Origin of the sequence: Chryseobacterium shigense, from assembly GCF_900156575.1 — a bacterium.
Taxonomy (GTDB): Bacteria; Bacteroidota; Bacteroidia; order Flavobacteriales; family Weeksellaceae; genus Chryseobacterium; species Chryseobacterium shigense.
The window spans coordinates 342,113-367,621 of record NZ_FTNY01000004.1; the positions used below are offsets into that span (position 1 = coordinate 342,113).

General features: G+C 37.5%; 21 protein-coding genes. 12 read left to right on the forward strand and 9 right to left on the reverse strand.

The genetic code is table 11. The features are described 5' to 3' along the window. Positions 1 to 47 precede the first annotated feature (47 nt). Positions 48 to 302, forward strand: a complete 255-nt coding sequence (locus tag BW964_RS15105) for a GlsB/YeaQ/YmgE family stress response membrane protein (protein WP_076508402.1) — start codon at positions 48 to 50, stop codon at positions 300 to 302. 72 nt (positions 303 to 374) lie between these two features. Here the strand turns inward: BW964_RS15105 and sppA are convergent, their stop codons facing one another. Next, positions 375 to 2,129, reverse strand: coding sequence for a signal peptide peptidase SppA (gene sppA, locus BW964_RS15110; protein WP_076508404.1), 1,755 nt, complete (start codon positions 2,127 to 2,129; stop codon positions 375 to 377). A 20-nt stretch (positions 2,130 to 2,149) separates the two neighbouring features. On the opposite strand from sppA, the gene folK reads away from it, so the two are divergent. The 5 genes from folK to fmt all read left to right on the forward strand — a co-directional run bounded on the left by folK (position 2,150) and on the right by fmt (position 8,408). Beyond that, positions 2,150 to 2,566 carry a 2-amino-4-hydroxy-6-hydroxymethyldihydropteridine diphosphokinase gene (gene folK, locus BW964_RS15115; protein WP_076508405.1) on the forward strand — a complete coding sequence of 139 codons (417 nt, stop codon included), beginning with the start codon at positions 2,150 to 2,152 and terminating at the stop codon, positions 2,564 to 2,566. A gap of 25 nt (positions 2,567 to 2,591) precedes the next feature. Next, a complete protein-coding gene (locus BW964_RS15120) occupies positions 2,592 to 3,701 on the forward strand; it encodes a flagellar motor protein MotB (protein WP_076508407.1) in 1,110 nt (369 codons plus the stop codon). Between the two features lie 67 nt (positions 3,702 to 3,768). After that, positions 3,769 to 5,205 carry an OmpA family protein gene (locus BW964_RS15125; protein WP_076508409.1) on the forward strand — a complete coding sequence of 479 codons (1,437 nt, stop codon included), beginning with the start codon at positions 3,769 to 3,771 and terminating at the stop codon, positions 5,203 to 5,205. A 76-nt stretch (positions 5,206 to 5,281) separates the two neighbouring features. Continuing rightward, positions 5,282 to 7,195, forward strand: a complete 1,914-nt coding sequence (locus tag BW964_RS15130; protein WP_076508411.1) for a RecQ family ATP-dependent DNA helicase — start codon at positions 5,282 to 5,284, stop codon at positions 7,193 to 7,195. Between the two features lie 268 nt (positions 7,196 to 7,463). Then, the gene (fmt, locus tag BW964_RS15135; protein WP_076508413.1) at positions 7,464 to 8,408 is read left to right on the forward strand and encodes a methionyl-tRNA formyltransferase; all 945 of its coding nucleotides are present in this window, start codon (positions 7,464 to 7,466) and stop codon (positions 8,406 to 8,408) included. Positions 8,409 to 8,607: 199 nt separating this feature from the next. Here the strand turns inward: fmt and BW964_RS15140 are convergent, their stop codons facing one another. The 3 genes from BW964_RS15140 to BW964_RS15150 form a co-directional block, all read right to left on the reverse strand. Then, the gene (locus tag BW964_RS15140) at positions 8,608 to 9,189 is read right to left on the reverse strand and encodes a Crp/Fnr family transcriptional regulator (RefSeq protein WP_076508415.1); all 582 of its coding nucleotides are present in this window, start codon (positions 9,187 to 9,189) and stop codon (positions 8,608 to 8,610) included. A 105-nt stretch (positions 9,190 to 9,294) separates the two neighbouring features. Further along, complete coding sequence (ribB, locus tag BW964_RS15145) at positions 9,295 to 10,416, reverse strand: 3,4-dihydroxy-2-butanone-4-phosphate synthase (protein WP_076508416.1); 1,122 nt, start codon at positions 10,414 to 10,416, stop codon at positions 9,295 to 9,297. Between the two features lie 67 nt (positions 10,417 to 10,483). After that, positions 10,484 to 11,488, reverse strand: a complete 1,005-nt coding sequence (locus tag BW964_RS15150) for an LLM class flavin-dependent oxidoreductase (protein WP_076508418.1) — start codon at positions 11,486 to 11,488, stop codon at positions 10,484 to 10,486. A 309-nt stretch (positions 11,489 to 11,797) separates the two neighbouring features. Here BW964_RS15150 and BW964_RS15155 point away from each other — a divergent pair, with 309 nt between their 5' ends. Then, positions 11,798 to 12,238, forward strand: a complete 441-nt coding sequence (locus BW964_RS15155) for a hypothetical protein (RefSeq protein WP_076508419.1) — start codon at positions 11,798 to 11,800, stop codon at positions 12,236 to 12,238. Positions 12,239 to 12,272: 34 nt separating this feature from the next. Here the strand turns inward: BW964_RS15155 and BW964_RS15160 are convergent, their stop codons facing one another. Continuing rightward, positions 12,273 to 14,405 carry a helix-turn-helix domain-containing protein gene (locus tag BW964_RS15160; protein WP_076508975.1) on the reverse strand — a complete coding sequence of 711 codons (2,133 nt, stop codon included), beginning with the start codon at positions 14,403 to 14,405 and terminating at the stop codon, positions 12,273 to 12,275. 82 nt (positions 14,406 to 14,487) lie between these two features. Between BW964_RS15160 and BW964_RS15165 the strand changes: the two genes are divergently transcribed. Next, positions 14,488 to 14,937: a hypothetical protein gene (locus tag BW964_RS15165; protein WP_076508421.1), complete on the forward strand. Its 450-nt coding sequence runs from the start codon at positions 14,488 to 14,490 to the stop codon at positions 14,935 to 14,937. 326 nt (positions 14,938 to 15,263) lie between these two features. Here BW964_RS15165 and BW964_RS15170 read toward each other — a convergent pair whose 3' ends face one another. Continuing rightward, a complete protein-coding gene (locus BW964_RS15170; protein WP_076508422.1) occupies positions 15,264 to 15,791 on the reverse strand; it encodes a gamma carbonic anhydrase family protein in 528 nt (175 codons plus the stop codon). 200 nt (positions 15,792 to 15,991) lie between these two features. On the opposite strand from BW964_RS15170, the gene BW964_RS15175 reads away from it, so the two are divergent. The 3 genes from BW964_RS15175 to hemH all read left to right on the forward strand — a co-directional run bounded on the left by BW964_RS15175 (position 15,992) and on the right by hemH (position 18,456). Further along, on the forward strand, positions 15,992 to 16,870 hold the full coding sequence (locus BW964_RS15175; protein WP_076508424.1) for a NifU family protein: 879 nt from the start codon (positions 15,992 to 15,994) through the stop codon (positions 16,868 to 16,870). Positions 16,871 to 16,996: 126 nt separating this feature from the next. Next, positions 16,997 to 17,416: an NADPH-dependent FMN reductase gene (locus BW964_RS15180; RefSeq protein WP_262484548.1), complete on the forward strand. Its 420-nt coding sequence runs from the start codon at positions 16,997 to 16,999 to the stop codon at positions 17,414 to 17,416. Between the two features lie 11 nt (positions 17,417 to 17,427). Then, on the forward strand, positions 17,428 to 18,456 hold the full coding sequence (hemH, locus tag BW964_RS15185) for a ferrochelatase (RefSeq protein WP_076508425.1): 1,029 nt from the start codon (positions 17,428 to 17,430) through the stop codon (positions 18,454 to 18,456). A gap of 67 nt (positions 18,457 to 18,523) precedes the next feature. Here hemH and BW964_RS15190 read toward each other — a convergent pair whose 3' ends face one another. Both BW964_RS15190 and BW964_RS15195 read right to left on the reverse strand, forming a co-directional pair. Beyond that, a complete protein-coding gene (locus BW964_RS15190) occupies positions 18,524 to 20,473 on the reverse strand; it encodes a M4 family metallopeptidase (protein WP_076508427.1) in 1,950 nt (649 codons plus the stop codon). 401 nt (positions 20,474 to 20,874) lie between these two features. After that, the gene (locus tag BW964_RS15195) at positions 20,875 to 22,089 is read right to left on the reverse strand and encodes a type IX secretion system plug protein (RefSeq protein WP_076508428.1); all 1,215 of its coding nucleotides are present in this window, start codon (positions 22,087 to 22,089) and stop codon (positions 20,875 to 20,877) included. A 69-nt stretch (positions 22,090 to 22,158) separates the two neighbouring features. Between BW964_RS15195 and BW964_RS15200 the strand changes: the two genes are divergently transcribed. Continuing rightward, positions 22,159 to 22,797, forward strand: a complete 639-nt coding sequence (locus BW964_RS15200; RefSeq protein ID WP_076508430.1) for an MBL fold metallo-hydrolase — start codon at positions 22,159 to 22,161, stop codon at positions 22,795 to 22,797. Between the two features lie 249 nt (positions 22,798 to 23,046). Here BW964_RS15200 and BW964_RS15205 read toward each other — a convergent pair whose 3' ends face one another. Then, on the reverse strand, positions 23,047 to 25,503 hold the full coding sequence (locus tag BW964_RS15205; protein WP_076508431.1) for a TonB-dependent receptor: 2,457 nt from the start codon (positions 25,501 to 25,503) through the stop codon (positions 23,047 to 23,049). Positions 25,504 to 25,509 lie beyond the last annotated feature (6 nt).

Sequence of the window (25,509 nt, forward strand, 5' to 3'; positions counted from 1 at the left end):
TGAAAACATCAACTTTCATATATTATTAACAACTAAAAATTAGGACTATGGGAATTTTAACTTGGATCATCTTTGGCCTTATCGCAGGCGCAATCGCAAAACTTATCATGCCGGGAACACAAGGCGGAGGTTGGCTGATGACGATTATCTTAGGAATTGTTGGAGCTTTCGTAGGAGGATTTGTAGGCAGTCTTCTGAACTGGGGAACTGTCAACAGTTTTGATTTCAGAAGTATGCTATTAGCTGTAGGAGGAGCATTAATTGTTCTTTGGATATACGGTATGGCAACAAGGAAAGGCTAACAGTAGCAAATAAAAAATAAAATCCCGGAACTGAATTTCAGTTCCGGGATTTTTTGTACAATATAATTTAGTTTAGTCGATCTTGATTTGATAAGGCATTTCCATTTTCACCTCAGACTTCAGTTTTTCACTGGTGATCTGCTGAAGGATTTCATAGTTGGCTTTTCCTATTTTATTTTTAATGATTTTTGCAGAAATATCTTCCTCGTTCAGGTCTTTGAAGATCTGCTCAAACGGCGTCATCTTTTTAGGATAAGAAGAAACATGATAAGATTTCAAACCTGCTTTTTGTGCAGCAAATTTAACAGCATCATTCAATGTTCCCAGCTCATCTACCAACCCGATTTGCTTGGCACGAACACCACTCCATACTCTTCCCCCTCCTACACTATCAATCTGCTCGAAAGTCTGCTTTCTGTTTTGAGTCACGAAATGTACAAATCTCTTATAGGTTCCTTCTACACTTCTCGTGATCAGGTTTACTCCGTAAGGCGTCACACCATTCAGCGCTGAATAATATTGCGAGTTCGCATTGGTAGCGACAATATCGGAACGAACCCCGTTCTTATTAGCAAGGTCTTTATAATAAGGGATAACCCCGAAAACTCCGATAGACCCAGTCAAAGTATTAGGCTCAGAATAGATCTTATCTGCTGCCATTGCGATATAATATCCTCCTGAAGCTGCATAGTCGCCGAAAGAAACCACTAACGGTTTTTTCTTTTTCAGCTGCTGGAGCTCGAATAAAATCTCATCTGAAGCGTTGGCACTTCCTCCCGGAGAATTGATTCTGAAGACCACCGCCTTTACTTTATCATCATCCTGAAGATCTCTGATATACTTGATGTATTTTTCAGAATAAATTTCATTGTAACCATCACCATTGTTTATTCCTCCTGAAGCATATAATATAGCTACTTTCTCTCCAGACTTATCTTCGTCAGCATAAGAATTGATGTAGCCAGCCAAGGATACCTTATTCAGCTTTTCTTTATCTTTAAGACTCAGCTTCGATTTGATCATCTGATCATACTCTCCTTTCTGGATAAGCTTATCAGCAAGTTTATATTTTAAACCTAATTCAGGAATCATTCCGTACAAACTATCAACAACCGTTTTAAACTGTGCAGTATCAATTTTTCTTGAAACGGCCATCTTGGTTGATGTATTTTTCCAGATATCATTTAAAAGTGTCCCCAGCTGTTCTTTATTTTCAAGAGAAATGTCATTTCTTAAAAAAGGTTCTACCGCTGACTTAAATTTTCCGTGGCGGATAACCTCTATACCAATCCCATATTTATCTGCAAAATCTTTAAAAAATGTAACTTCCGTAGCCAGTCCTTTCAGGTCTATCATTCCTGATGGATTAAGATAATACTGATCAGCCACAGATCCTAAATAATAAGAAGACTGTGATACAGCATTTCCATAAGCATAAACAAATTTTCCGCTCTTTTTAAAATCTTCGATAGCATTTCTGATATCATCTATCTGCGTCATTCCTGCATGCAAATCATCAGCTTCAATACTGATCCCTTTAATATGATCATCGGTCTTAGCTTTCCTGATCGCTTCCAGGACATCGTAAAGCAAAACGCTTTTGCTTTTATCACTGATATTAAACAGTCCTACTTGCTCTTCCGTTGGGCTATCTATTATATTGGTCTTTAAATTAATCGTCAGCACAGAATTATCTTTCACTGCAATGGATTTTTCATTTCCCATGGAACTGAATACAATCACCATAATGAAAAAGACGAAAAATACGGCACATAATAGGACAATTGCCACTATATTTGCCAATACGTTTTTAAAGAAACTTCTCATAAATCAATCAATTTTCTAATATGTCGCAGAATAAGGTCGTTTTGTTACTGGGAAGTAACCTGGGAGACCAAAAAAAAAATTTAGAACACGCCTTACAGAAAATCAGTGAGGGCGGGAATGAAATATCACAAATAAGCGAATTTTTAATTACTGAACCTGTAGAATTTGTTAGTTCCAATATTTTTTGTAATATTGCATCAATAATATTCACGCGTCTTTCACCTATTCAACTCCTTGATTTTGTTAAAAGTATTGAAGTTGAAATGGGTAGAATTAATGATTCAACATCATCTGGAGGCTATAGCGATAGAATAATAGATATTGATATCATTAAATATAACGATCTGATATTCAGATCCGAAAGATTAGAAATACCCCATCAAAAGCATTTATTTGAAAGGGATTTTTCTAAAATATTATTGAAAGATTTTATCTAAAATAAAAAAACATAAAACATACAATATGAAATTAGGTTTATTATTATTGGCCGCACTTCCTATCACAGCTTATGCTCAGGACAGTACAACAGTAAACTCTTCAACTGAGTATCCTAATACCTTCTCTTCAGGTTCTGCTAATGTAAAGCCATTTGACAATAAGTCCAGACGTTTCAACGACTGGTCTATCTCTGTTGGTGGTGGTGCTGCATTTATGGCTCATTCCGATTTACGATCTTTTTATGACAAAAAGGTCAATTGGGGTTATAATGCTTATGTAAGTATTGACAAGCAGATCACGCATGCTTTTGGATTAAGCCTTATCTATCAGAGAGGTGAAACAAAGCAGAAAGCACAATTAGAAGGAGTAGCAGGTGCGCTGGCTGGTGTAGGTACTGCAACGACCAAATTTGATCAGGTTGCATTAATGGGAGACATTAATTTTTCCAATTTATTGAGAAGAGTTGATAATCATTCCCCATACAGATGGGCTTTCCACGGGTATGCAGGAATTGGTTTCCAGGGGTATAATACTTCTCTGCATGACGGAAATGAATACAGATGGAGTGAGACTCCAAAAAGAGTTCCTTTGTTTATCAAACAGAATTTAGACATTAACTCTCTATTCTATCAATTTGGAGCAGGATTGAAATACAACGTTTCAAGACTTATCGATATTGAAGCAAGAACAATGTATATCATCAGCGGTGACGATGAATTTGATGGAGGCGGATGGGCAGGTCCAAATGACTATGACCCTGCAACACCTGGTTCAAAGTACAACATGATCAGCGATTCAAGATCTGATAATGCATGGACAGTAACTCTAGGAGTTTCTTTCAAATTGGGAAAAAATCTTTCTCATTTAGCATGGCATGATCCGCTTCAGGAAGCATACTACAGAACAAGCGTTTTAGAAAATGCAACGACAGAGCTTGTGGTATGTGAAAAAGGAGATGCGGACAATGACGGCGTATGTGACGATTGGGACAGACAGCTAGATACTCCTGCAGGAGCAAGAGTAGATGGTGCCGGTGTAGCTTTAGATATGGATCTTGACGGAGTGATAGATTTGTATGACAAGTGTGTAACGGTTCCTGGACCTGTTGAAAACAACGGATGCCCTACAAAATAATAAACAGGACTTCAAGACTGTTTATGTAAAAATAAAATCATTTAATTAACTAAATAAAAAATACACTATGAAATTAAGTTTAGCAATTGTAGCATTAGCAATGGCCATTCCAGCCACAAGCTATGCACAAGACTCAACGGCAGTTTCAAATGGAGAATATCCAAACACATTTTCTTCCGGTTCTGCCAACGTTTCCCCGTTTACCAATCAATCCAAAAGATTTAACGACTGGTCTATTTCAGCAGGTGCAGGTGTACCTCTAATCCAGTCTGCAGATTTAACTTCTATTAAGAATGGTAACGGTAAAAACCTTTTCGGATACTCTGCTTACGTAAGTATTGATAAAGCGATCACGCATGCGTTCGGTTTAAAATTACAATATGACAGAGGTGAAACAAGACAAGGATGGTTCAATACTAAAGATGCTGCACCTGACGCAACAGCGGTAGGGGCAAGAACTCAGTATGATGCAATCTCTTTACTTGGAGATATCAACTTCTCTAACTTATTGAGAAGAGTTGATAACCATTCTCCTTTCAGATGGGCACTTCACGGGTATGCAGGTATCGGTACTATTGCTTACAGAGCATACCAGAAAGATATCACAGGACAAAGACTGGCTACTGAAGTTAAACCATTTAAGTTCGGATCTATGTTTATGCAGGCTGGTGCCGGTTTAAAATATAAAATCAACAGAAGAATTGACCTTGAAGGCCGATTGATGTATGTAGTAACTGGTGATGATGAATTCGATGGTGGAGGTGACAAATACAGTGCTATCAACAAACGTGAAGAGCAAGTATCGGATAACTTCTTCAATGCTACTTTAGGTATTTCATTGAAACTTGGAAAACATGAGTCTCACTTAATGTGGCATGATCCTCTTCAGGAAATCTATTACAAGCTTGATGTTTTGGCAAACAAAAACCAGGATATTGAAGTATGTAAAAAAGGAGATGCTGATAACGACGGAGTTTGTGACGATTGGGACAGACAGCTTGATACTCCTGCTGGGGCAAGAGTGGATGGTGCTGGTGTTGCTCTTGATACAGATCTTGACGGCGTAATCGACCTTTACGATAAGTGTGTAACAGTTCCGGGACCTGTTGAAAACAACGGATGTCCTACTGTAACTCCAGGAAAAGTAGAAGAAACAACTACAAAATTAGAAGGAATTGAGTTTGATTTAAATTCTGACAGAATCTTACCATCAAATACTCCAATCTTAAATAATGCAGTTAACTATATCAATTCTTCAACTGGTGCTTATAGCGTAATTGGAGCTACTGATACAAGAGGAACGGATGCTTACAATCAGAAACTTTCTGAAAGAAGAGCAAATAACGTTAAGACTTATTTAATCAAAAACGGAGTTCAGTCTGGAAAAATCAACGCAATAGGAAGAGGTGAAAAAGACCTTAAATATCCTGAGTGTGAACCAGCTACTAAATGCCCTGAATGGAAAAACAGAGCCAACAGAAGAGTATACTTCGAAGCTAAATAATATCTTAGCAGTAAATATATCAAAGCCGTGCCCTGCACGGCTTTTTTTGTTGTAATACTTTTATTACTTTTACCTTATGATTTCTCAGCAGGATTTCCAAAAATTAAAATATGATACCCTAAAGTTTTTTTGGGGCTATGACCGTTTTAGAGATTCTCAGGAGGAGATCATCGATGCAGTCATCAATGAAAAAGATAGCCTGGTCCTTTTGCCTACCGGTGCTGGAAAATCACTCTGCTACCAGCTGCCTGCTTTATTGAAAGAAGGAACCTGTCTTGTTATTTCTCCACTGCTTGCTCTGATGAAAGATCAGGTAGGACAACTCAAACATCGAGGTATCGAGGCAGATTATCTGTCTTCCGAACTGGATGAATATGACGCAGAAGCAGTTTATGACCGTTGTAAAGACGGACTTACCAAGCTATTATATGTATCTCCGGAAAGATTGACCAATGGCCAATTTTTACAGAATATTGAAGAAATTCAGCTTTCGTTTATTGCAGTAGATGAAGCGCACTGTATTTCAGAATGGGGCCAGGATTTCCGCCCAAGCTATCAAAATATTAAGGAATTTAGAAAAAACAACCCCAAGATTCCATGTCTGGCTTTAACTGCCACTGCGACTCCCAAGGTATTGGAAGAAATTAAAAATAAACTGGAGCTTAAAAAACCTGTTATTTTTCAGAAAAGCTTTAAAAGAGAAAATATCAGAATCTTTATGGATGAAGTGTCTGATAAATATCAACGTGTTTTTGATATTTTAAAACACAACAATGATTCAGGAATTGTCTATGTAAGAACAAGAAAGGACGCAGAAATGCTGGCTGAATTTCTAAAAAAAAATCAGGTAAAAAATGTAGATTATTTCCATGCGGGTTTAACGACAAAAGAGAAAAATACAAGGCAGAATATCTGGAATCAAAGTGACCACCACGTCCTGATATCAACCAATGCTTTTGGAATGGGAATAGACAAAGACAATGTTCGCTTTGTCATCCACTACTCTCCTGCACCGTCACTAGAGAATTATTACCAGGAAATCGGAAGATCAGGAAGGGATGGCAAGGATAGTTTTGCATTTCTTCTCTGGAACAAACAGGAACTTCTTAATTTTGATGAGATCCTGAAAAATCAAATTCCAAACAAGGCAGAGTTTTTAAAAATCATCACCTACCTCTATTCCATTTTCCAGGTGGCAGAATATGAACTGCCGGAAAAAGTGTTCCAGCTCAATACACAAGGAATACAAAATTTCACAAGACTATCGAAAGCTAAGATCAGTAATGTTCTTAATTTTCTTCATAATCAGGAAATCATCTATCATAACGACAACAAAAGCCTGTCATCACTGGAGCTTCTTTTCAACGCAGATGAGATAGACCAGTTACCACAGAAAGACGCTTATTTCATAGAGCTTCTGCTTCGTACAATATCAGGAATCACGACCCACAAGGTTATGTTCAGCGAACAGCAGGTGAGCAATAAAATCGGAGTAAGCATTCCTCTCATCAAAGAACGTTTAAAAGAACTTCAGCAGAAAAATTATCTGGAATATGTAGATGGTGCTCTTGCAAGCATTAAATTTCTAAAACCGCGTGACGAAAGAGTAACGAATGCAGCCTACTGGAAACTTTTTGAACATATTCAGAAGAATAAGATTCAGAAATGGGAAGAAATCAAGTTTTTTATTGAAAATAATGATTACTGCAAAATGAAACTTATTCTCGCTTACTTTGGCGAAAAGAATATGAAAAACTGCGGCCAATGCTCAGTCTGTGAAAAAAACAAACAGTCGATCTTCGGAAAAAATATTTCCCAGCAAATCATTAATATATTGGCTAAAAAACCGTCAACCATCGAAGATCTTTCTGTTCAGCTGAACTATCATTCTAAAAATAATATTCTAGAAAATCTGATCTTCCTTCTGGATGCCGGAAAAATAAAAATGCTGAATTTCAGAACGTACGCACTGAATATAAGTAATGAGTAATGGTGTATCCTGAATTTTGCTCCGCAAGTGAATGGTGAATCTTATACAGCAGATGTCAGATATCCGATTTCAGACAAATTTGTGGTAAACTAGGATTTTGGATTAGCTTATGGCAATCAAGGTCGGGATAAGAGCTACCCGGTTCGGACCAGTAACTATCAATTGGCAACTAAAACACTCTAAACTATAGAACTCTCCGACCCTAAAACCCTCCAACTCTCCTACCCTCCAACTCGAAAACTCTCCCAAAAACCCTTATCTTTGTCCTATGAAATCATTGAAAGTCGTTTTTTTAGGAACTCCGGAGTTTGCAAAGACTTCTTTGGAGGCTATCCATCAGTCAAAACATGAAGTGGTAGGCGTTGTTACTGTTGCTGATAAAGCCAGCGGACGTGGACAGAAGATCAATCAGTCACCCGTAAAAGTGTATGCTTCGGAAAATAATATTCCTGTTTTCCAGCCTGAGAAATTGAGAAATCCTGAATTTCTAGAGGAATTGAAAAAACTGGATGCCGATGTTTTTGTAGTTGTGGCTTTCAGAATGATGCCTAAGGTTCTTTTTGAAATGCCTAAACTGGGAACTTTCAATCTTCATGCTTCCCTACTCCCTGATTACAGAGGTGCGGCTCCCATCAATTACGCCGTAATTAATGGGGAAGAAAAAACAGGGGCTACTACCTTCTTTATCAATGAAAAAATTGATGAGGGGAATATTCTTCTTCAGGAAGAACTGGAAATATTGCAGGACGAAAATGCCGGAAGTCTTCACGACCGGTTAATGGAAATGGGTTCAAAGCTGGTGGTCAAAACACTTGATGGTCTTGCCGAAAATGCCATCGTAGAAAAACCTCAGCCTCATGTGGAGCATCCTAAAAATGCTTATAAAATATTTAAAGAAGACACCAGAATCAACTGGAAATCATCTTCAAAAACGGTTCATCAATTTATTCTTGGGATGTCACCTTATCCTGCTGCTTTCACTACAATCAAAATTGGGGAAGAAGAAAAAGGATTAAAAATATTTGCAGGAAAATTTGAGATGTCAAATCATGGAAAACCTTCCGGAACGTTGGACATCTCTAAAAATGAATTCAAAATTTACACGGAAGACGGCATCTACTTTCCACAAGAACTTCAGCTTGAAGGGAAAAAAAGGATGACGGTAAAAGATTTTCTGAATGGATTTAGAAATTTCGAAGAGATAAGTTTGTAGGGAATTTTTGAGCTCGGGAGTAGGTAGGTTGAGAGTATATGAAACTGTATTTTATTTGCTGCCGACAGTTGATAGTTTTACATTATAAAGATTTCATGTCTAATATTTGATGTATAAAATCTTGATTCTTTAATCTTGTTTTTTGACTCTATTGAGCAGTCATTAGCGAAGTAAAATTCACATTTACGATTCACTCTTACTAGTTTCTGCTCACCATTTTCCGCCTGATTCTGCTTATAAATTCAGGAGTCACTCCCAAATACGCAGCGATCTGAATATTGGTAAGGCGATGGGCTGTTTTGGGGTATTTTTTCAAAAAGTCCCGATAGAGTTCATCAGAAGGTTTGCTTAAATTGTCTATAATTCTTCGTTGCAAGGCAATGATTGACATTTGAAATTTAAGTCTCATCAGCCTTTCAATTTCAGGGATTTCCAGATAGAGTTTTTCTTTGTCTTCTTTTGAAATGAGAAGAATTTCACTGTCTTCAATAGCCTGGATATTCAGCTGTGAAGGAATCTGATTAATGAAACTGTCGATATCGGAGATCCACCAGTCTTCTACTGCAAAATAGAGAATCTGCTCGTCTGCATTGCTGTCTGTACGGAAAACTTTGAAACACCCGTTCATTACAAATCCTTCGGCTTCACAGATATCTCCTTCTTTCAAAAGAAAACCTTTCTTCTTGATCTTCTGAAGACTGAAAGCACTGCAGTATTTCTCGAGCTTTTCATCCGAGATTTCAATGTACTCCCTGATGTGTTTCTTTAAGGCATCTATCATGGCTTAAAAATAAAAAAAGGTTTAGAAAAATCCTAAACCTTTTTTTTGATTTTATTTGTACAAATAATCTGTAGCATTCACTACTGATCATTCAGAATTCACTTTTTAAAGCTGAACCAGCTCTGTCACCTCTACATCATATCCACCGACCTGTGGCTTGATATTAGGATTCTGAGTGATCACCTTGAATTTATTGATTCCAAGATTTTTCAGGATCTGCGTTCCGATACCGTAGTCTCTGTAGTTGTAAGCTAAAGTAGGATGCTGCTCCTGCCCGTCCTGATAATTCATGAACTGCTGAAGTTTTCTCAATGTATTTTCAGAATTTGAAACGTTATTGATGAAAATTACAGCTCCTTTTCCAGCTTCATTCACCATATTGGTTACTTTTTCCAATAAAGGCTTCTCACCATTGTTGAGTCTGGTCAGCACATCGAAATAAGAATCTGAAGACTGAACTCTTACCAAAACAGGCTCATCAACCGTCCATGTTCCTTTTGTCAGGGCAAAATGGATCTGGTCGTTAGAGGTTTCTCTGAAAGCATAGAAATCAAACTCACCATAGGCTGTTTTTACTTTTCTTTCTTCCAGTCTCTCGATCAGGTTTCCTTTTTTAAGCTGGTAATGGATCAGATCTTCAATAGAAACAATCTTCATCTCATGCTTTTGAGCGAAAGCGTGAAGCTCAGGCAAACGCGACATCGTTCCATCATCGTTCATGATTTCACAGATCACTCCACCTTCTTTTAAACCTGCCAACTGAGTCAGATCGATAGCAGCTTCCGTATGTCCTGCTCTCTTTAAAACACCTCCTTTTCTTGCACGAAGCGGGAAGATGTGTCCGGGTCTCATGAAATCTGTCGGTTTGGATTTTTCATCCATCAAAGCTAAAATTGTTTTGGCTCTGTCTCCGGCAGAAATACCTGTAGAGGTTCCGTTTCCAAGAAGGTCAACAGAAACGGTAAAAGCGGTTTCCTTAGGATCACTGCTTCTGCTTACCATTACTTCCAAACCAAGCTCGTCACATCTTTTTTCAGGAAGGGGCATACATATAAGTCCTCTTCCGTAAAGTGCCATAAAATTGATAATTTCTGGCGTCGTCAATTCTGCAGCGCAAAGAAAATCTCCTTCGTTTTCTCTGTCTTCATCATCTACTACTATGATTATTTTACCATTTTTAAGGTCTTCAATAGCCTCTGGAATAGTATTTAATTTAATATCAGACATGTTTACTTTTTATTTGTGCAAAGATACTTATAAAAATAAGCATCTGCCAATTAATATAGAGGGTTTGTTAGGCTTTGGATAAAGAGTTGGCTGCCTCTCTGAAAATCTCATAAGATCTCAGTCTTTTCTGATGATCGTAGATGTGTGAATTGATAATCAATTCGTCTACATTGAATTTTTCCTGAAAATCTCTCATTTTTTCTTCAACTTCTGCCTGATCTCCGATAAACGTATATCTTAGTTTCTGAAGCACCATTGATTTTTCCATCGGTGACCAGATATCATCCATATCATCTACCGGCGGGGCAAAAGGTTTACGGTCATTTCTTACGATATTGATAAAGGCCTGAAACAAAGTAGTAGACATTTTATGAGCTTCTTCAGACGTCTCTGCAGCTATACCATTGACACAAGCCATAATATAAGGTTGATCCAGCTGTTGTGAAGGTTGGAAATGTTCTCTGTAAATTTTAAACGCCATTTCCATCTGCTCCGGAGCAAAATGTCCTGCAAAAGCATACGGAAGTCCAAGTTCAGCAGCCAGCCACGCACTGTCTGTACTGGAACCCAGCATATACAATGGAATATCCAGACCTTCACCAGGAATCGCACGGACCAAAGCATCAGAATTTTCTTTTGAAAAATACGTTTGCAGTTCTAAAATTTGTCTTGGAAACTGCTGGTTGATGATCGCAGGATTTCTTCCTAAAGCCTGAGCGGTAAGTCCGTCTGTTCCCGGAGCTCTTCCCAGACCGAGATCTATCCTTCCCGGAAAAAGAGATTCCAGGGTTCCGAATTGTTCTGCAATGACCAGTGAGCTGTGGTTGGGAAGCATAATTCCTCCTGATCCTACTCGTATTGTTTTTGTTCCGTTGGCAATAAAGCCGATCAGAACTGAGGTAGCAGAACTTGCAATACTTTCCATATTGTGATGCTCGGCCAGCCAGAATCTTTTATAATTTAAACTTTCAGTATGGTTTGCTAAAGATAAACTGTCCTGAAAGGTATCGTGAATGCTTTTCCCCTGCTTTACGGGAGCAAGGTCCAGCACCGATATTTCAAAATTTTTCATATCAAGATATTTGTTTTAAAGGCGATCAAGAATCTCCTTTCAATTTCATTATTTTAAATTTTAGGTTCTAAAAACCATACAAATTTAAACCATATCATTTGTATTAGTTACTTTTTGTAATTGATAAGTCTGATCGGTGTTGTGAGAAAAAACTATTGAAATTAAATTTCTCTGTCAATGATTTTGTTTATGCTTCCGATTTTGTATTTTTGAAAGTGATCTGAGCTTTACAGGTAGAATAAAAATAACTTAATTCGATTTGTAAACCTTCCATAAAAACCCAAAGCTTACTTAATAAAAAATTATCCCATGAAAAAATTATATCTTATTCTTATTTCTTTTCTTCTGATCAGTTGTTCTTTTAACCAAACCTTTTCAAACCGAGAAGAAGATAAAAAAGAGGCAGAAGAAATTTCAAAAAAATTCTTTTGGGAGCTAAAATACGGAGGTAATCTGGATACAATTTACAACCTGTTTGGTGATAAGTTTTTTGAAGTAACAGACAAGGAAAAATTACTTCAGATCATCAACACTACTCAAAATGATATAGGGAGGGTTGAAGAATATGATTTAGTAAAATGGGAAACTCTCATTGTAAAAGGATCTAATGCCAAAAGTGAGTATCTACTGGTATATGATGTCAAAAGAGGTACGGCCAAAACAGAAGAAACTTTTTCTATGGAGAAAGATAAAAACGGAGATATCAAGATCGTTGGATATAAGGTTAATCAGGATCTCTTAAACAAATAAAAAGACTGTCTCATTTTTGGGACAGTCTTTTTTGTTATATCGAATCATTCTTCTCTTTCTTAAAAGTATAATGATTGATCAAAATCCTGATTTCATTGAATTCAAAATCATTCGGCAATGCATTTTTCCATTCCGTTAAAGTTTCAAGTGGATTTTTGTAGAACTGGTCTTCAAATGCTTTGATCTTATCTGAGGTAATAACTCTTGAAATATCAAGTAATCCCTGCTCAGCAAATTTTGCTAAATGCCCGATGACAGTTTCTTTTACCAGACCTCTTTCCATAGCAATTTCACCAATGGTCTTTCCTTGCTCGAACAATTGAAAAGTTAAGACCTGAGAAGGAACTTTTGCGATCTTTAAATTGATTTCTTTATCATTCTTTTCATCTAAAAGTTTCGTTTCCAGTAAATGAGCTTCTTTCAGATTGTTCAGATACTCTTCAGTATCCTCCAGCCAGTCTCTGAATTCTTCATTGTATTGTTTTAAGCCTTTTGTCCCTTTAATTTCAGCATAAAATTCCTTCAGCGGATTGAATACTTTATCTCTTATTTCAGTAAAGAAAAAATTAACTGCACCTTTGGTTTTACTTTCAATTTCAGACCATTCTTCTTTGTTCTCAATGAAATTATTAACCTTCTGTGAAATCACCCTTTCGAGCTTTTCGAAAATTTTTCCCAGGTTAACAATCTCATGTTTTAGCTGAAGATAAAGCTGATTGGTTTTGACATGATCAATGCTTTTGGTGGTAATAGAAAGTTTATTCCACTCTTCCACTTCATGCAGAAACCAAAGACAATTGACCGTACGAAGAACTTTCTTGATGCTGTAATCATATTTTTCACGGTTCAGGATTGCTTCTACATTATCATTGGCAAAGGTATTTCCCTGAAACTGCAGAATTCTGTTGTCTTTAAAAATAACTTCAGGAGTAATTTTGGATTTTAAAACAATCCCTTCCAGCGTTCGGCATCTTGATAAGGCCACATAAACCTGACCTGCAGTGAAACTTTTTCCGGCATCAATAATGACATTGTCAAACGTTAAACCCTGACTTTTGTGAATGGTAACCGCCCAGGCCAGTTTGATCGGAAACTGCTCGAAGCTTCCAAGCACTTCTTCTTTGATATTTTTTTCAGTATCGAGGAAATATTTTTTCTGTTCCCAGACTTCTCTTTTCACAACAATTTCTCTTTCGCTTCCATCGAGAACGACTTTGATTTCGTTATCATCAAGTGACATGATTTCCCCCAACTTTCCGTTGAAATATTTTTTCTCTCCGGTAATATCATTTCTGATGAACATCACCTGTGCCCCCACTTTCAATTCTAAAAATTGTTCATTGGGAAACTGGTTTTCCTTGAAATCACCAAAAAGCTTGGCTTCATAGGTTTTTACCGTCAGATCAATTTCTTCCAGTTTTTGCTGGTTGATCTCATCCGCCATCCTGTTGTGTGAACAGAGATAAACATAGGAATCCGTTCCAGCTTTAAAATCAGGATCATACCTTTCGTTCAGAACATCAAAATTGATATTGGCTACATCACCGTCACGGATGGCGTTCAGAATATCCAGAAACTTTTCATCCGACTGTCTGTACACTTTAGTCAGTTCAATAGTCAGCAATGGAATATCTTTAACGGCATGACTGTCGAAAAAGAAAGGTGACTGGTAGCAGATCTTTAAAATATGCTCATCCCTTACAACGGGAGGAAGCTGATAAAGATCTCCAATGAACAACATCTGAACACCACCAAATCTTTGATTATTCCTTCTTATAAATCTCAGCGAAAAGTCCATCATATCAAGAACATCAGCTCTCAGCATAGAAACCTCATCAATAATCAGTACCTCTACTTCTCTTAAAAGCTTCAGTTTATCTTTTCTGTATTTGAAATGGGGCATCAGATCGGCAATATTATTCGCCAAACTTCCATCGATACGGTCTGTAGTCGGTAAAAAGGTCCTTAAAGGCAAACCAAACATGGAGTGGATGGTTACTCCTCCTGCATTGATTGCGGCAATTCCCGTAGGTGCTACCACGATGTACTTTTTCCTTGTTTTCTTTACAAAATCATTAAGGAAAGTTGTTTTTCCGGTTCCCGCTTTTCCTGTAAGAAAAACGCTTCTGTTCGTATGCTCTATTAAGTCAAAAAAATGATTGTTCACGGTTCCAAAATTACGGAAAATGAATTTGAATTTGTTACCTTGGCATAACTTTTGAAAATTCTTTAACAGAAAAGAAATTATAATGAAAAAATTTTTCATCAATATTCCATTACTAGCATTATGCACTACTCTTACCTTGGTTTCATGTAATACATCCAAGAACGTTAATACCAATCTTCCTAAAGATATTTCAGAAAGGCCTGCCGATGAGGACAGTCAGAAATATGAACAGGCCCAGCTGGATAAGCTAAAAGCATCTATTGAATCTGAAGTCTCAAAAGAAAAATGTACTACTGCTTCAGATTGGACATTTGCGCCCATGGGAGCCAAAGCATGCGGAGGACCTCAGCAATATATCGCTTATCCTAAAAAAATAGAAGCCACCTTTTTACCAAGAGTTGAAGACTATACCCAGAAAGTGAAAACCTTCAACGAGAAGTACAATATCACTTCTGACTGTATGATGGTGATGTCTCCTACTTCTATTAAATGTATTGCCGGAAAAGCACTTCTCATAACGGCAGAACAGTAAAAAAATAAAAATCAAAGCAAAGGTTATATATCCGTTTGAATCATCAGCAAAACTCACTCAGGGGTTGATACTAAGGATCAAAAAAAAGCTCTATCGACAGGATGGAGCTTTTATTATTTTCAAGTTAATGTACATTTTACTTCACGAATGAATGGTGAATAGGGTCACGAAATAAGATTGACAGATTTCAGATTTCAGAAATGAGATTTGAGAGGTTCAGGTTATTAATTCAAAATTTTGTGCTATTTAGAATAGCAACCCTTAATCACTGAACTTATTCCCTCTAAAATCCTTTTACTCCCTCAAACCCTAATACTCTGCTATTCTCAAACTTCAAGATTTTCCTTATACCAGGAAGAATATTTTACGTAATTATCAGCAATTCTGTTCACTTCTCCTTCCAATAGCTGGGCAGAAATATCTTTAATCTTTTTTGCCGGAACACCACCCCAAACTTCTCCTGATTTGATGTGAGTACCCTGTGTTACTACTGAACCGGCCCCTACAATAGAGTTTTCCTCTACCAGACAATCATCCATCACAATAGCGCCCATGCCGATCAACACATTATCTTTGATGGTACATCCGTGAACAATCGCATTGTGGCCGATGGAAACATTATTCCCAAGGTGTAAAGGGTATTTCTGATAAGTACAGTGCAGCATTGCATTGTCCTGAACATTTACTTTGTCGCCCATTCTGATGTAGTTCACATCTCCCCTGATTACTGCATTATACCAGATACTGCAATTTTTGCCCATGGTAACGTCTCCGATAATGGTTGCCGTTTCTGCCAAAAAAGTATCCTCTCCTATCTGAGGTTTTTTTCCTAAAAGTTCTTTTACAATTGCCATAATTTTAATTTGATGATTTGAAAATGAGTTAATTGAAAATAGTAATTGTTAAAGTCTGATATCTGATATCTCACATCTAAATTCTAGCTTCTCATCTGTAACCTCTAATTTTAAATGAGTGTGATAGCAAAAATCTAATTTCTAATCTTCAACTTCTAATTTCTAATTGCGTATTTTTGTATCTCAAATTTAACGAAAAAATGCGTACGATACTTATAGAACCAACTGAAAACCCGAAAGTGATGAAATTTGTCGCGGATTATAACCTGATCCCGGGCTCTTTAGAGTTGGACAGAAGTTCAGATATTTCAGAAATTCCTTTAGCCCAGGAACTTTTCAATTATCCTTTTGTGGAAAGAATTTTCATTACTGCCAATTTTGTAGCGATTGCCAAGCAGGATACAATAGAATGGGAACATGTAGCTGACAGCCTTAAAAATGTGATTGAGGATGAATTATTGGCTAATCCTAGAATTTACCTTCAGAAAAAGAAGGAAATGTATCAGATCTATGCAGAGATGACGCCTAATCCTAATGCGATGAAATTTGTTTCCAGCAAGATGCTTATTGACGGTTTTGTGGAAGTAAAATCATTAGAGGCCGCGGAAGGAGTTCCTTTAGCACAAGCAATCTTTAAAGAATTTGATTTCGCTAAAGAAATTTTTATTTCTGATAATTTTGTTGCCGTGACGAGAGATGATTCTGTAGAATGGCATCAGGTGATGATGGCTGTTCGTGGTTTTATTGCTGAATACCTTCAGAACGGAGGCGAGATTTCAACCATTGATCCTCAGAAACATGAAAACCCTGTTGAAAAAATCATCAACAGAGATTATACGGATGACGAGCAGAAAATTTCAGATATCTTAAATGAATATGTAGCTCCTGCAGTAGAAAATGACGGTGGAAAAATTTCCCTGATGGAATACGATCAGGAAAGCAAAACTGCTAAAATGCTTTTACAGGGTGCTTGTTCAGGATGTCCGAGTTCTACCGCTACTTTGAAAAACGGAATCGAAAATATTTTAAAACAATTCGTTCCGGATCTGGTGGAGAGAGTGGAAGCTGTCAACGGATAATCAACCATCAATGACACCCGGAAAGAAGATTTTAATCATTGTTGGAAGTGCTACAAAAAATTCCAGCAATCATCAATTCCTGGAACAGGTTCTGGAAAAAAATCAGATACGGGTATTGATTTCCACCTGTATGATGATCTTTCTGCCCTTCCCCATTTTGACACTTCATTAACAGATAGGGATACACCGGATGAAGTACTGAATATCAGAGAGAAAATAGAACATTCAGCGGGAGTGTTATTTTCTACTCCGGAATATATTTTCAGTATTCCGAGCAGGTTGAAAAACTTATTGGAATGGTGTGTTTCCACTACTGTTTTTTCCGGAAAACAGGTTGCTGTAATTACTGCATCTGCCGATGGAGAAAAAGGGCACGAAGAACTGGTAATGATTTTGAAAACATTAGGGGCGACAATAGAACATCAGCATCAGCTTTTAATCAAAGGTATAAAAGGAAGATTTAAAGATGGCTTGCTTGAAAATAATACCTTTGCCAGAGTATCAACATTGATAACAGATTTTGAAAGCGTTGTTTCACATAATTAAAATTAAAAATATTGGCTAAAAAAGGAATTTTACTGGTAAATCTGGGATCGCCAAGATCAACGGCGGTCAATGATGTAAAGGAATATCTTGACGAATTCCTGATGGATGAAAAGGTGATTGATTACCGTTGGTTTTTCCGGGCACTGCTAGTTCAGGGAATTATTCTTAAAACAAGACCTGCAAAGTCTGCAGAAGCTTATAAAACAGTATGGACGGATGAAGGTTCTCCTTTGATTGTCATTACTCAAAAAATTCAGAAGAAACTTCAGAAAATTGTTGATGTTCCTGTAGAGATCGGAATGAGATATGCTCAGCCCAGCATTGAAGCGGGAATTCAGAAATTAGTGGATCAGGGAGTTTCCGAGATTGTTCTTTTCCCATTGTATCCGCAATATGCAATGAGTACAACGGAAACAGTCATTGAAAAAGCTGAAGAAGTACGGAAAAAGAAATTTCCGAAGGTAAAGATTAATTATATCCAGCCTTTTTACAACCGGGATATCTACATCAACTGTCTTGCAGAAAGCATCAGGGAAAAACTTCCAGAAAATTTCGATGCGCTGCAGTTTTCTTATCATGGTGTTCCGGAAAGGCATATCTATAAAACAGATCCTACCCATACCTGTAATCTTAACGACTGTTGTTCAAGAGAAAGCAATCCAAGTCATAAGTTTTGTTACCGTCATCAATGTTATAAAACGACCAGCCTTGTTATTGAAAAATTAAATCTTCCCAAAGAAAAAACTATTGTTTCTTTCCAGTCTAGATTAGGAAAAGATAAATGGATTGAGCCTTATACGGATGAGACTTTAGAAACGATTCCTAAAAAGGGAGTGAAAAATCTGGCTATTGTTTGTCCGGCTTTCGTTTCCGACTGTCTTGAAACCCTGGAAGAAATTTCAGTAGAAGGTAAAGAACAGTTTCAGCATGGAGGAGGTGAAAGCTTCCACTATATTCCTTGCCTGAATGATGAGGACCGCTGGATCGATGTTGTTAAAATACTGTGCGAAGAAAAAATGAATGATTTTTATTTGGTATAGCTTCACCATACTTAAAATAAAAGGGCCACAAAATTCATTTTGTGGCCCTTTTTGGATATATTAAAGTTTATTTTTTGATCAGGTTTCCTGCTTTCTGTCCATTCACTATGACAATATATACTCCTGAAAGGATACCGGATGGAAGCTGAATATCTACTTTATTCAAACCGTCGATCATTTTGAATTTTTCAGAAATCTCTCTTTTTCCTGTAAGACTCACTACTTCTACCAATCCTTTTCCTTCTTTTCCTTCAAACTCTACAGTGAACCTGTCGGTTGCCGGATTTGGACTGATGGTATACAGTGAAGCATCTGCTGCTGTCTTTCCCGCTGCCGAAGTACCACCACCAACACCTACTGCATTCCATGCATTGATCACCTGTGTTACTTCATTACTTCCGGCTCCGTATAAATCTGCAGCGGCCTGAAGTGAATAGGTTCTTGCATTAGCATAGGTAGAGGAAGAAGTAAGATAATTGGTCAGTGTTCTGTAAGCAATGGCTCCTGCTTTATCTATTCCTATTGCTGATACATTATAAGCAAAACCTTTATCATTAGTTCCGGTTCCTCCGGTTACTAATAAATAATACCAAAAATTAAGGACTCCTGAATTGGTGTGTACTCCACAATAATCGTTGGATTGGCTTGGTGATGAACAACCTGACGTTGTCGTAGCTTTCCAGTAGGTTCCTAAATAAGTATCAGGCTGGCTATATGCGTTAGGATTGGCCATATCTCTGATTACATAACTGAAATCTTCTCCCAGTTTCCAGCTAGCTTGTGTTGGTCTTGCCCAACGTTCTATTGTATTTCCAAAAATATCAGAAAACCCTTCATTTAAGGCTCCGGACTCTCTTTGATAAGCAAGGTTGGCTGTTTTAGTGGTCAGACCATGGGTAATCTCGTGTCCACAAACATCAAGAGCTGTTAATGGTTTACCTCCGTTGGTAGAAGAACTTCCGTCTCCGTAAGTCATTCTGGAGCCATCCCAAAAGGCATTAAAATAATTGGTTGAGTAATGAACATAAGATTTTATAGCAAAATTGTTGTTATCTATGCTTTTTCTTCCAAATTTAGTATAATAATAATCTAAGGTCATTTCAGCTCCCCAATGCGCATCGGTAGCATATTGATCTTTATTTGTATTGACATTATTCCAATTATTATCAGTATCCGTAAAATCTACGGCTGATGCATAGCTGGTCCCTTTTTTAAGGTTGTATGTTTCTACAGCCGTTCCACCGTTTCTTCCTGTTTCTCTTAGTCTATAACTTCCGTTATACGAGTCGGCAACAATAGATCTGTTTCCACTATACCCTGTGGTGGCCGTTCCCGGAGCATTCGTTTCATGGATCAAAGCATTTGTTCCTAAAACTTTAGCATCTTTAGCATCTACAAAAACATATTGTCTGCTTAATGGTTTTTCTGCATAGATATCAAATTTGTAGGCAAGCTTGAGATCTCCCATTTTTTCATCAGAAGGATCCGAATAGTACACCAATTCTCCTTTTGGAGCAAAACTTGCCGTCGTATTTTTAGATTCATTTTTAATGAATGCTTCTTCTTCTTTATTCTGCCATTTATAGGAATCAGCGCCTACAAAAGACAAAGCACTCTGCAAAGCTGTACTTTCAGAAATATTTGCTTTTTTCTCTGCTGTTGCAGGTTCTTTAAGGATCCATTTTCCAGTTTCTCCTATAATTTTCCCGCCTTTGGTTTGGACAGCCATCATTCCGTACTCTACCGGAATTCCATTAATAGTCTGTTGAAATCTGTGAGTTTCAAAACCCAACTGATCTTTTTCTGATCCCAGTTTACGTGCCTGTCCGGGTGAAAGTCTCTGGGACGTTTCATCAAATAAAACAGGCTCACCTTTAAAAGCAGGACCGTTCTTATCAAATCTCAAAAATTCTGCATGAAGTCCGCTTTTACCCGGAACTACTTTTGATGGAGTTTCTTGTCCAAAAGCAAAGGAGCAAGCTGCAACGCTTACTACCAGAATAAATTTCGTTTTCATAATAATATTTGTTAAAATTTTAAAACTAATTTAGAAATTATTCACAATAAAATGATAAAATAAATAAACAAATAATAAGTAAATTAAAATATGAATACATAAAATTTAATCATCATTTTTCCCAAAAAGATCATTAATTAAAAATAATTTAATTAAAATAAACAACAATCATTAAAATTTTTAAACACAAATCAATTAATTGTGAATTAATTTTTCACTATGCAATGCATCATACATAATTACTTACCAAAACCTTAGCTTTCGCGGTAAATCATTTATTCATCATTGTTTCAAAAAAAAAACCATCTCTTACGAAATGGTTCCCCTGTATAGTATTTAATCTATTTATTTTTTATTATTCTACGAATATTTTTTATAAAAAGCGTCCATTTTACCCCAAATTATTTCCCAATCGGTGTTCTGAATTCACCATATCCCATCAATCCGTCATAATTACGTCCGAACGGAGCATAATATAAAAACGCCTGATACAGGTTTTCCGTCTGCCAGAAATTACCGTTGATCTCTCCGAAATTCAGTGATCCGTCGCCTTCTTTGGTTGCAAGAATGTAGTTGTAGAAACCTTGTTTTAGAAATATTCTGGCTACATATCTTTTGTTGGCTGCATCATACTGCATCAGATTTTCTTTACTTGCCTGAAAATTATTAAAACCACCCATCACATAGATTTCTTTATCCACAGGATCGGAGTCTAAAGAAAAATAGACCCAAGAATAATCAGCTTCTCTCTCTGCATTTCTTTCCAGTCCCAGATCATTTCGTCTGTAATACCATGCGCCATTCACATCCGGCTGGTATTGATAATTGAGAGGAAAAGCCCATACCGGATGCAGATAGGTCTGATTAACCCCATCCTTCAGTTCCGTAGCTCTCACCATATCTGCGGCCATATTCATATTCTTGTTATCAAAATAATAGAATTCGTTATTGCCCGGAAATGCTAAATTCATCTGCTGAAAAAGCAGCTGATTGCCTAAGGTAGCACTTGGCTTAAGATTATTGACCACGACATTAGGATTGTTGTTCTGCATCACATTCAAAGTCATAGAATTGACATTAGAAGAAAGATCTCCTGCTTTTGAAGTGGCTTTAACTTCTACTCGCTGGTTGATATTAGGTCTTTTAGCATCTGCAATTCTTGAAATATTTAAAGCAATATTGGCAGCATCTTCTACGAGATAGAACCGTTTTTTGAAAAGCGGTCGGTCTGCCGAATCTTTATAAACAATCAGCTCAAAATTCCCGGAAATTTTCGGCTGAATTTTATCATTCGGAAATGTAAGTTTATAGTGGGTATAAGGCTGTAAGGTATTAAAAGAATATTGAAACTGATCTAAAAGTCCGTTGAGACTTCCTGTTGCAATTTCTGTAAAGAACAGGTTATCATCATTCCAGTTTCTGTCATAATGTTTAATGGTGTATCTGTAGATTTCACTGGCATTGGTAAGGTCATCAAAGCTTAAAACCAGCTGTTCTCCAAACTTAATCACAGGAGTTGCATCGTTTGTCTGCGGGTTAAAAAGCTGGATACTCTGGATATTTTGTCCAAAAACCAGTCCGCCCAAAGAAAGTAAAAGTATTCGCAAAGTTTTCATTATGACGAAGATAACGAAAAATCGGGATTTTCTTAATATTATCGTATTTTTGAAATAAAAAAATCAGTTATGCTTCAGATCCAAGGCTTCGTATTTAATTTTGCCAGCGAAAACACGTACATCCTTTACAACGAAAATAAAAATGCCTGGCTGATCGATCCGGGAAATATGAATGAGCAGGAAACCCAGGCGATTGAAAGCTTTATTTCTGACAACGGACTGAAGATCGAAAAGATCCTTTTGACTCATGCTCATATCGATCATGTTCTTGGTTTGCAGTGGGCTTTTGATACTTTCAAGGTTCCTGTACATATGCATCAGGACGATCAGGAAGTTCTGGATATGCTTCAGGCCAGCGGAATGAGATTTGGATTCCCGGTAGATCCTGTAAAAGCAGACATTACCTACATCAGTGAAGGCGAAGTTCTTGAACTGGACGGAGAACAGTTTAAAATTTACCATGTTCCGGGACATTCTCCGGGAAGTGTCGTTTATCATAATGAAACCCAGAAATTCATGATCTCAGGCGATGTTCTTTTCGAAGGCAGTATCGGAAGAACGGATCTTTACAAAGGAAACCATGATTTACTGATCGATGGAATCACCCATAAATTATTTATTCTGGATGACGAAACCCAGGTTTTTTCAGGTCACGGCAATCCTACGACAATCGGATTTGAGAAGCAGTATAATCCTTTCTTTAAGTAAATTCGAGTTGGAGAGTTGCTGGTTGACAGTTGCTAGTTCGAACCGCCAATCCCGCATCCCGGAAATTTATGAGTTGCTGAAATTCACCATTCACTTGCGAAGCAAAATTCACCATTGAAATTTTCGAATCTCAGTCTCTTCTCTAACATTTAAAATCGTGATTCCTGGCTCTTGCCTCTTTTCAATAAAAAAATAAAAACCGCCAGAAAATATCCTGACGGTTTTTTTATGAAGAAAATAAATATAAGTTTAAAAATCCAGTGTGATGGATGCTCTTGCAGCAGCGCCCATAATGGGTCTTGCCATTCTGATATTCGTTCCCGGGGTAATCTGGGATCTTGGATCTCCTTCTGTAATACCAATGGTGTTAAAGATATTCGTTCCGTCTACTGCAAAACGTATTTTCCCTAACTGATAAGACATTCCGGCACCCATTTCAGTGAATGAAGGCAGAACATTATCTTCCGTATTTCCTTCGTTCTGGAAACGTTTCCCGTAATAGTTCATGCTTACGTAAGCTCTCCATTCTTTAGTGATATTCACTGCAGGAGAGATATTGAAGTAGAACTTAGGCATTCTTCTTACGGTGTTTCCATCATAGTCAAAAGGAGTTCCGTCTGCATTTTTCCCTACAAAATCTTTGTATTTGGGATTTTGGATCGTCCCGTTGAAAGTCACTTCAAGGATATTATTGAACAGTCTTGTGTATCCTTCGATTTCTACCCCGAAATTCGTTGTATTAGCAAATTTATTTTCTGAAGTCCCGTCTGAGAAGACATCAGTAAATGAAAGATTTTTAAGGGTAGAATAGAAAGGAATAATTCCGATATCGAAAGTACGTGAATAATATTTGTATCCTACTTCAAGCTGATTGGTATCAACCGCTTTGATAGCGCTCAGATCCGACATATTATTATAGTAAGCTTCTTCATTTGGAGATCTGAAACCATGAGAGAAACGCGCATATACTGCATTTCCTTTGTTAAGCTTATAATTCGCCGCCAATGTATAAGATACTTTATTGATATCATAGTTCCAGTAGGTATACTTATTACCCAGCACCGCCATATTATCATCTGCTGTAGTCGTCACAAAACTGTGGGTTCCGTCAGTCGTTAAACCAGAGTTATTGAGATTCGCTGTTGTTGTATTGACTCCATATCCTTTATAGTAATCACGGCTGTAACGCATTCCTCCGTTAAGACTTAAAGCATCTGTTACATTATAATCTAAATTCAGATAAACATCATTAAGACTTCCCTGGATCTGTGAATCTCTGATCAGAAAAGACATATCTTTCACCCCATTATAGGTCTGAGAATATCCTGCACCTGAAGGGCTTATCGATGGATTGACCAGGTTTAAAAGCGCTGGCCTGTCTGAAGCTGTCGCTAAAACATTACTCCAGTTCCAATATTGATGAGATTTCCAGTTGGACTTATAGAAACCTGCTGTCACCCTTCCTTTATCAAATTTATAATTCAACTGTAAATCATTAACGAAATTATTCATCTGCTTATCAATCGCCCAGAATCCTAATTTCTGTATATACTGCGGATTCACTACCGAGCCATTGCTCACCAAAGAATACTGATAATTGCTCATTCCCAAACCACCCTCACTGACAGGTTTAGTCGCATAATCGGAAGCCAGTTTAGGAGCCCCTGCAGGGAACATTCCCGTATATTCCATATTGATATTGGTGTATCTCGTCTTGTTCAGGACGCTGAAATTATTTCCAAGATCATATTTAAATTCTGCGCCCAGCACATCTACTTTTGGGTGAATTCCATTTTCAAGATCTCTCTTAAAAAATCCGCCGCCGGCCTGTGGAATATTAAGCTGACTTACTCCTCTGTAGCTGTAGGTTCCATAGTTTGCATTAAAACCAGGAAATTCTTTAAGATCATTTCCATCTTGTAATAAAGGAATCGGAAGGTAGAATGTATTCCTGTCATCCAGTTTTTTATAATACACTTTAGCATATCCTTTATCAAAGACATACTTAAGATTCATTCTGATCTGTCCCCCATTGTTGGCTCTGAATCCGGTTTTTCTGATTCCATTATCGGTTCTGTAGAACCCTCCGACATTGAAGAATAGTTTATCCTTCACCAAAGCCCCGCCTAAATTCATATCGGTACGCATCAATCCGTACGTACTGGTTTCCAGTTTAGCCGTTCCTTTAAAGTCATTGCTTCCTTCTTTGGTAATAAAGTTGATCAAACCTCCCGGAGAATTGTTCGCGTAAATGGAACCTGAACCTCCTCTCAGAGCTTCCAGACGGCTCACCGAATTATCTACCCGGAAAAAATTATCTGCATTGGCAAACTGAAGGGCTCCGTCTTCAAAAACCGGAAGTCCGTCCTCCTGAACCTGTACAAATTCGTACGCTCCTGCGGAAGGAATACCTCTGGCAAAAAGGTTATTTCCTACTTCTCCACCGGAAGTTTCCACAGCAAACCCCGGGACCCTCTGTAAAAGAGCGGCAGCACTAATGGGATTCTGCTTCTGGATCTCTTTTGCACTAAACGTAGAAATCGCGGTGCTGGATTCTATTTTCTTTTTTGGACCGGAGTTCCCGGTAATAACGATCTGGTCTATAGAAGACGTCTTGATGCTATCCTGTGGAGTTTCCTGGGCATACGCGTTGTTAAAATAAAGCGTCGCGGTGGCAGCCATTAAAAAGATCGATTTTTTTTTCATAGCATA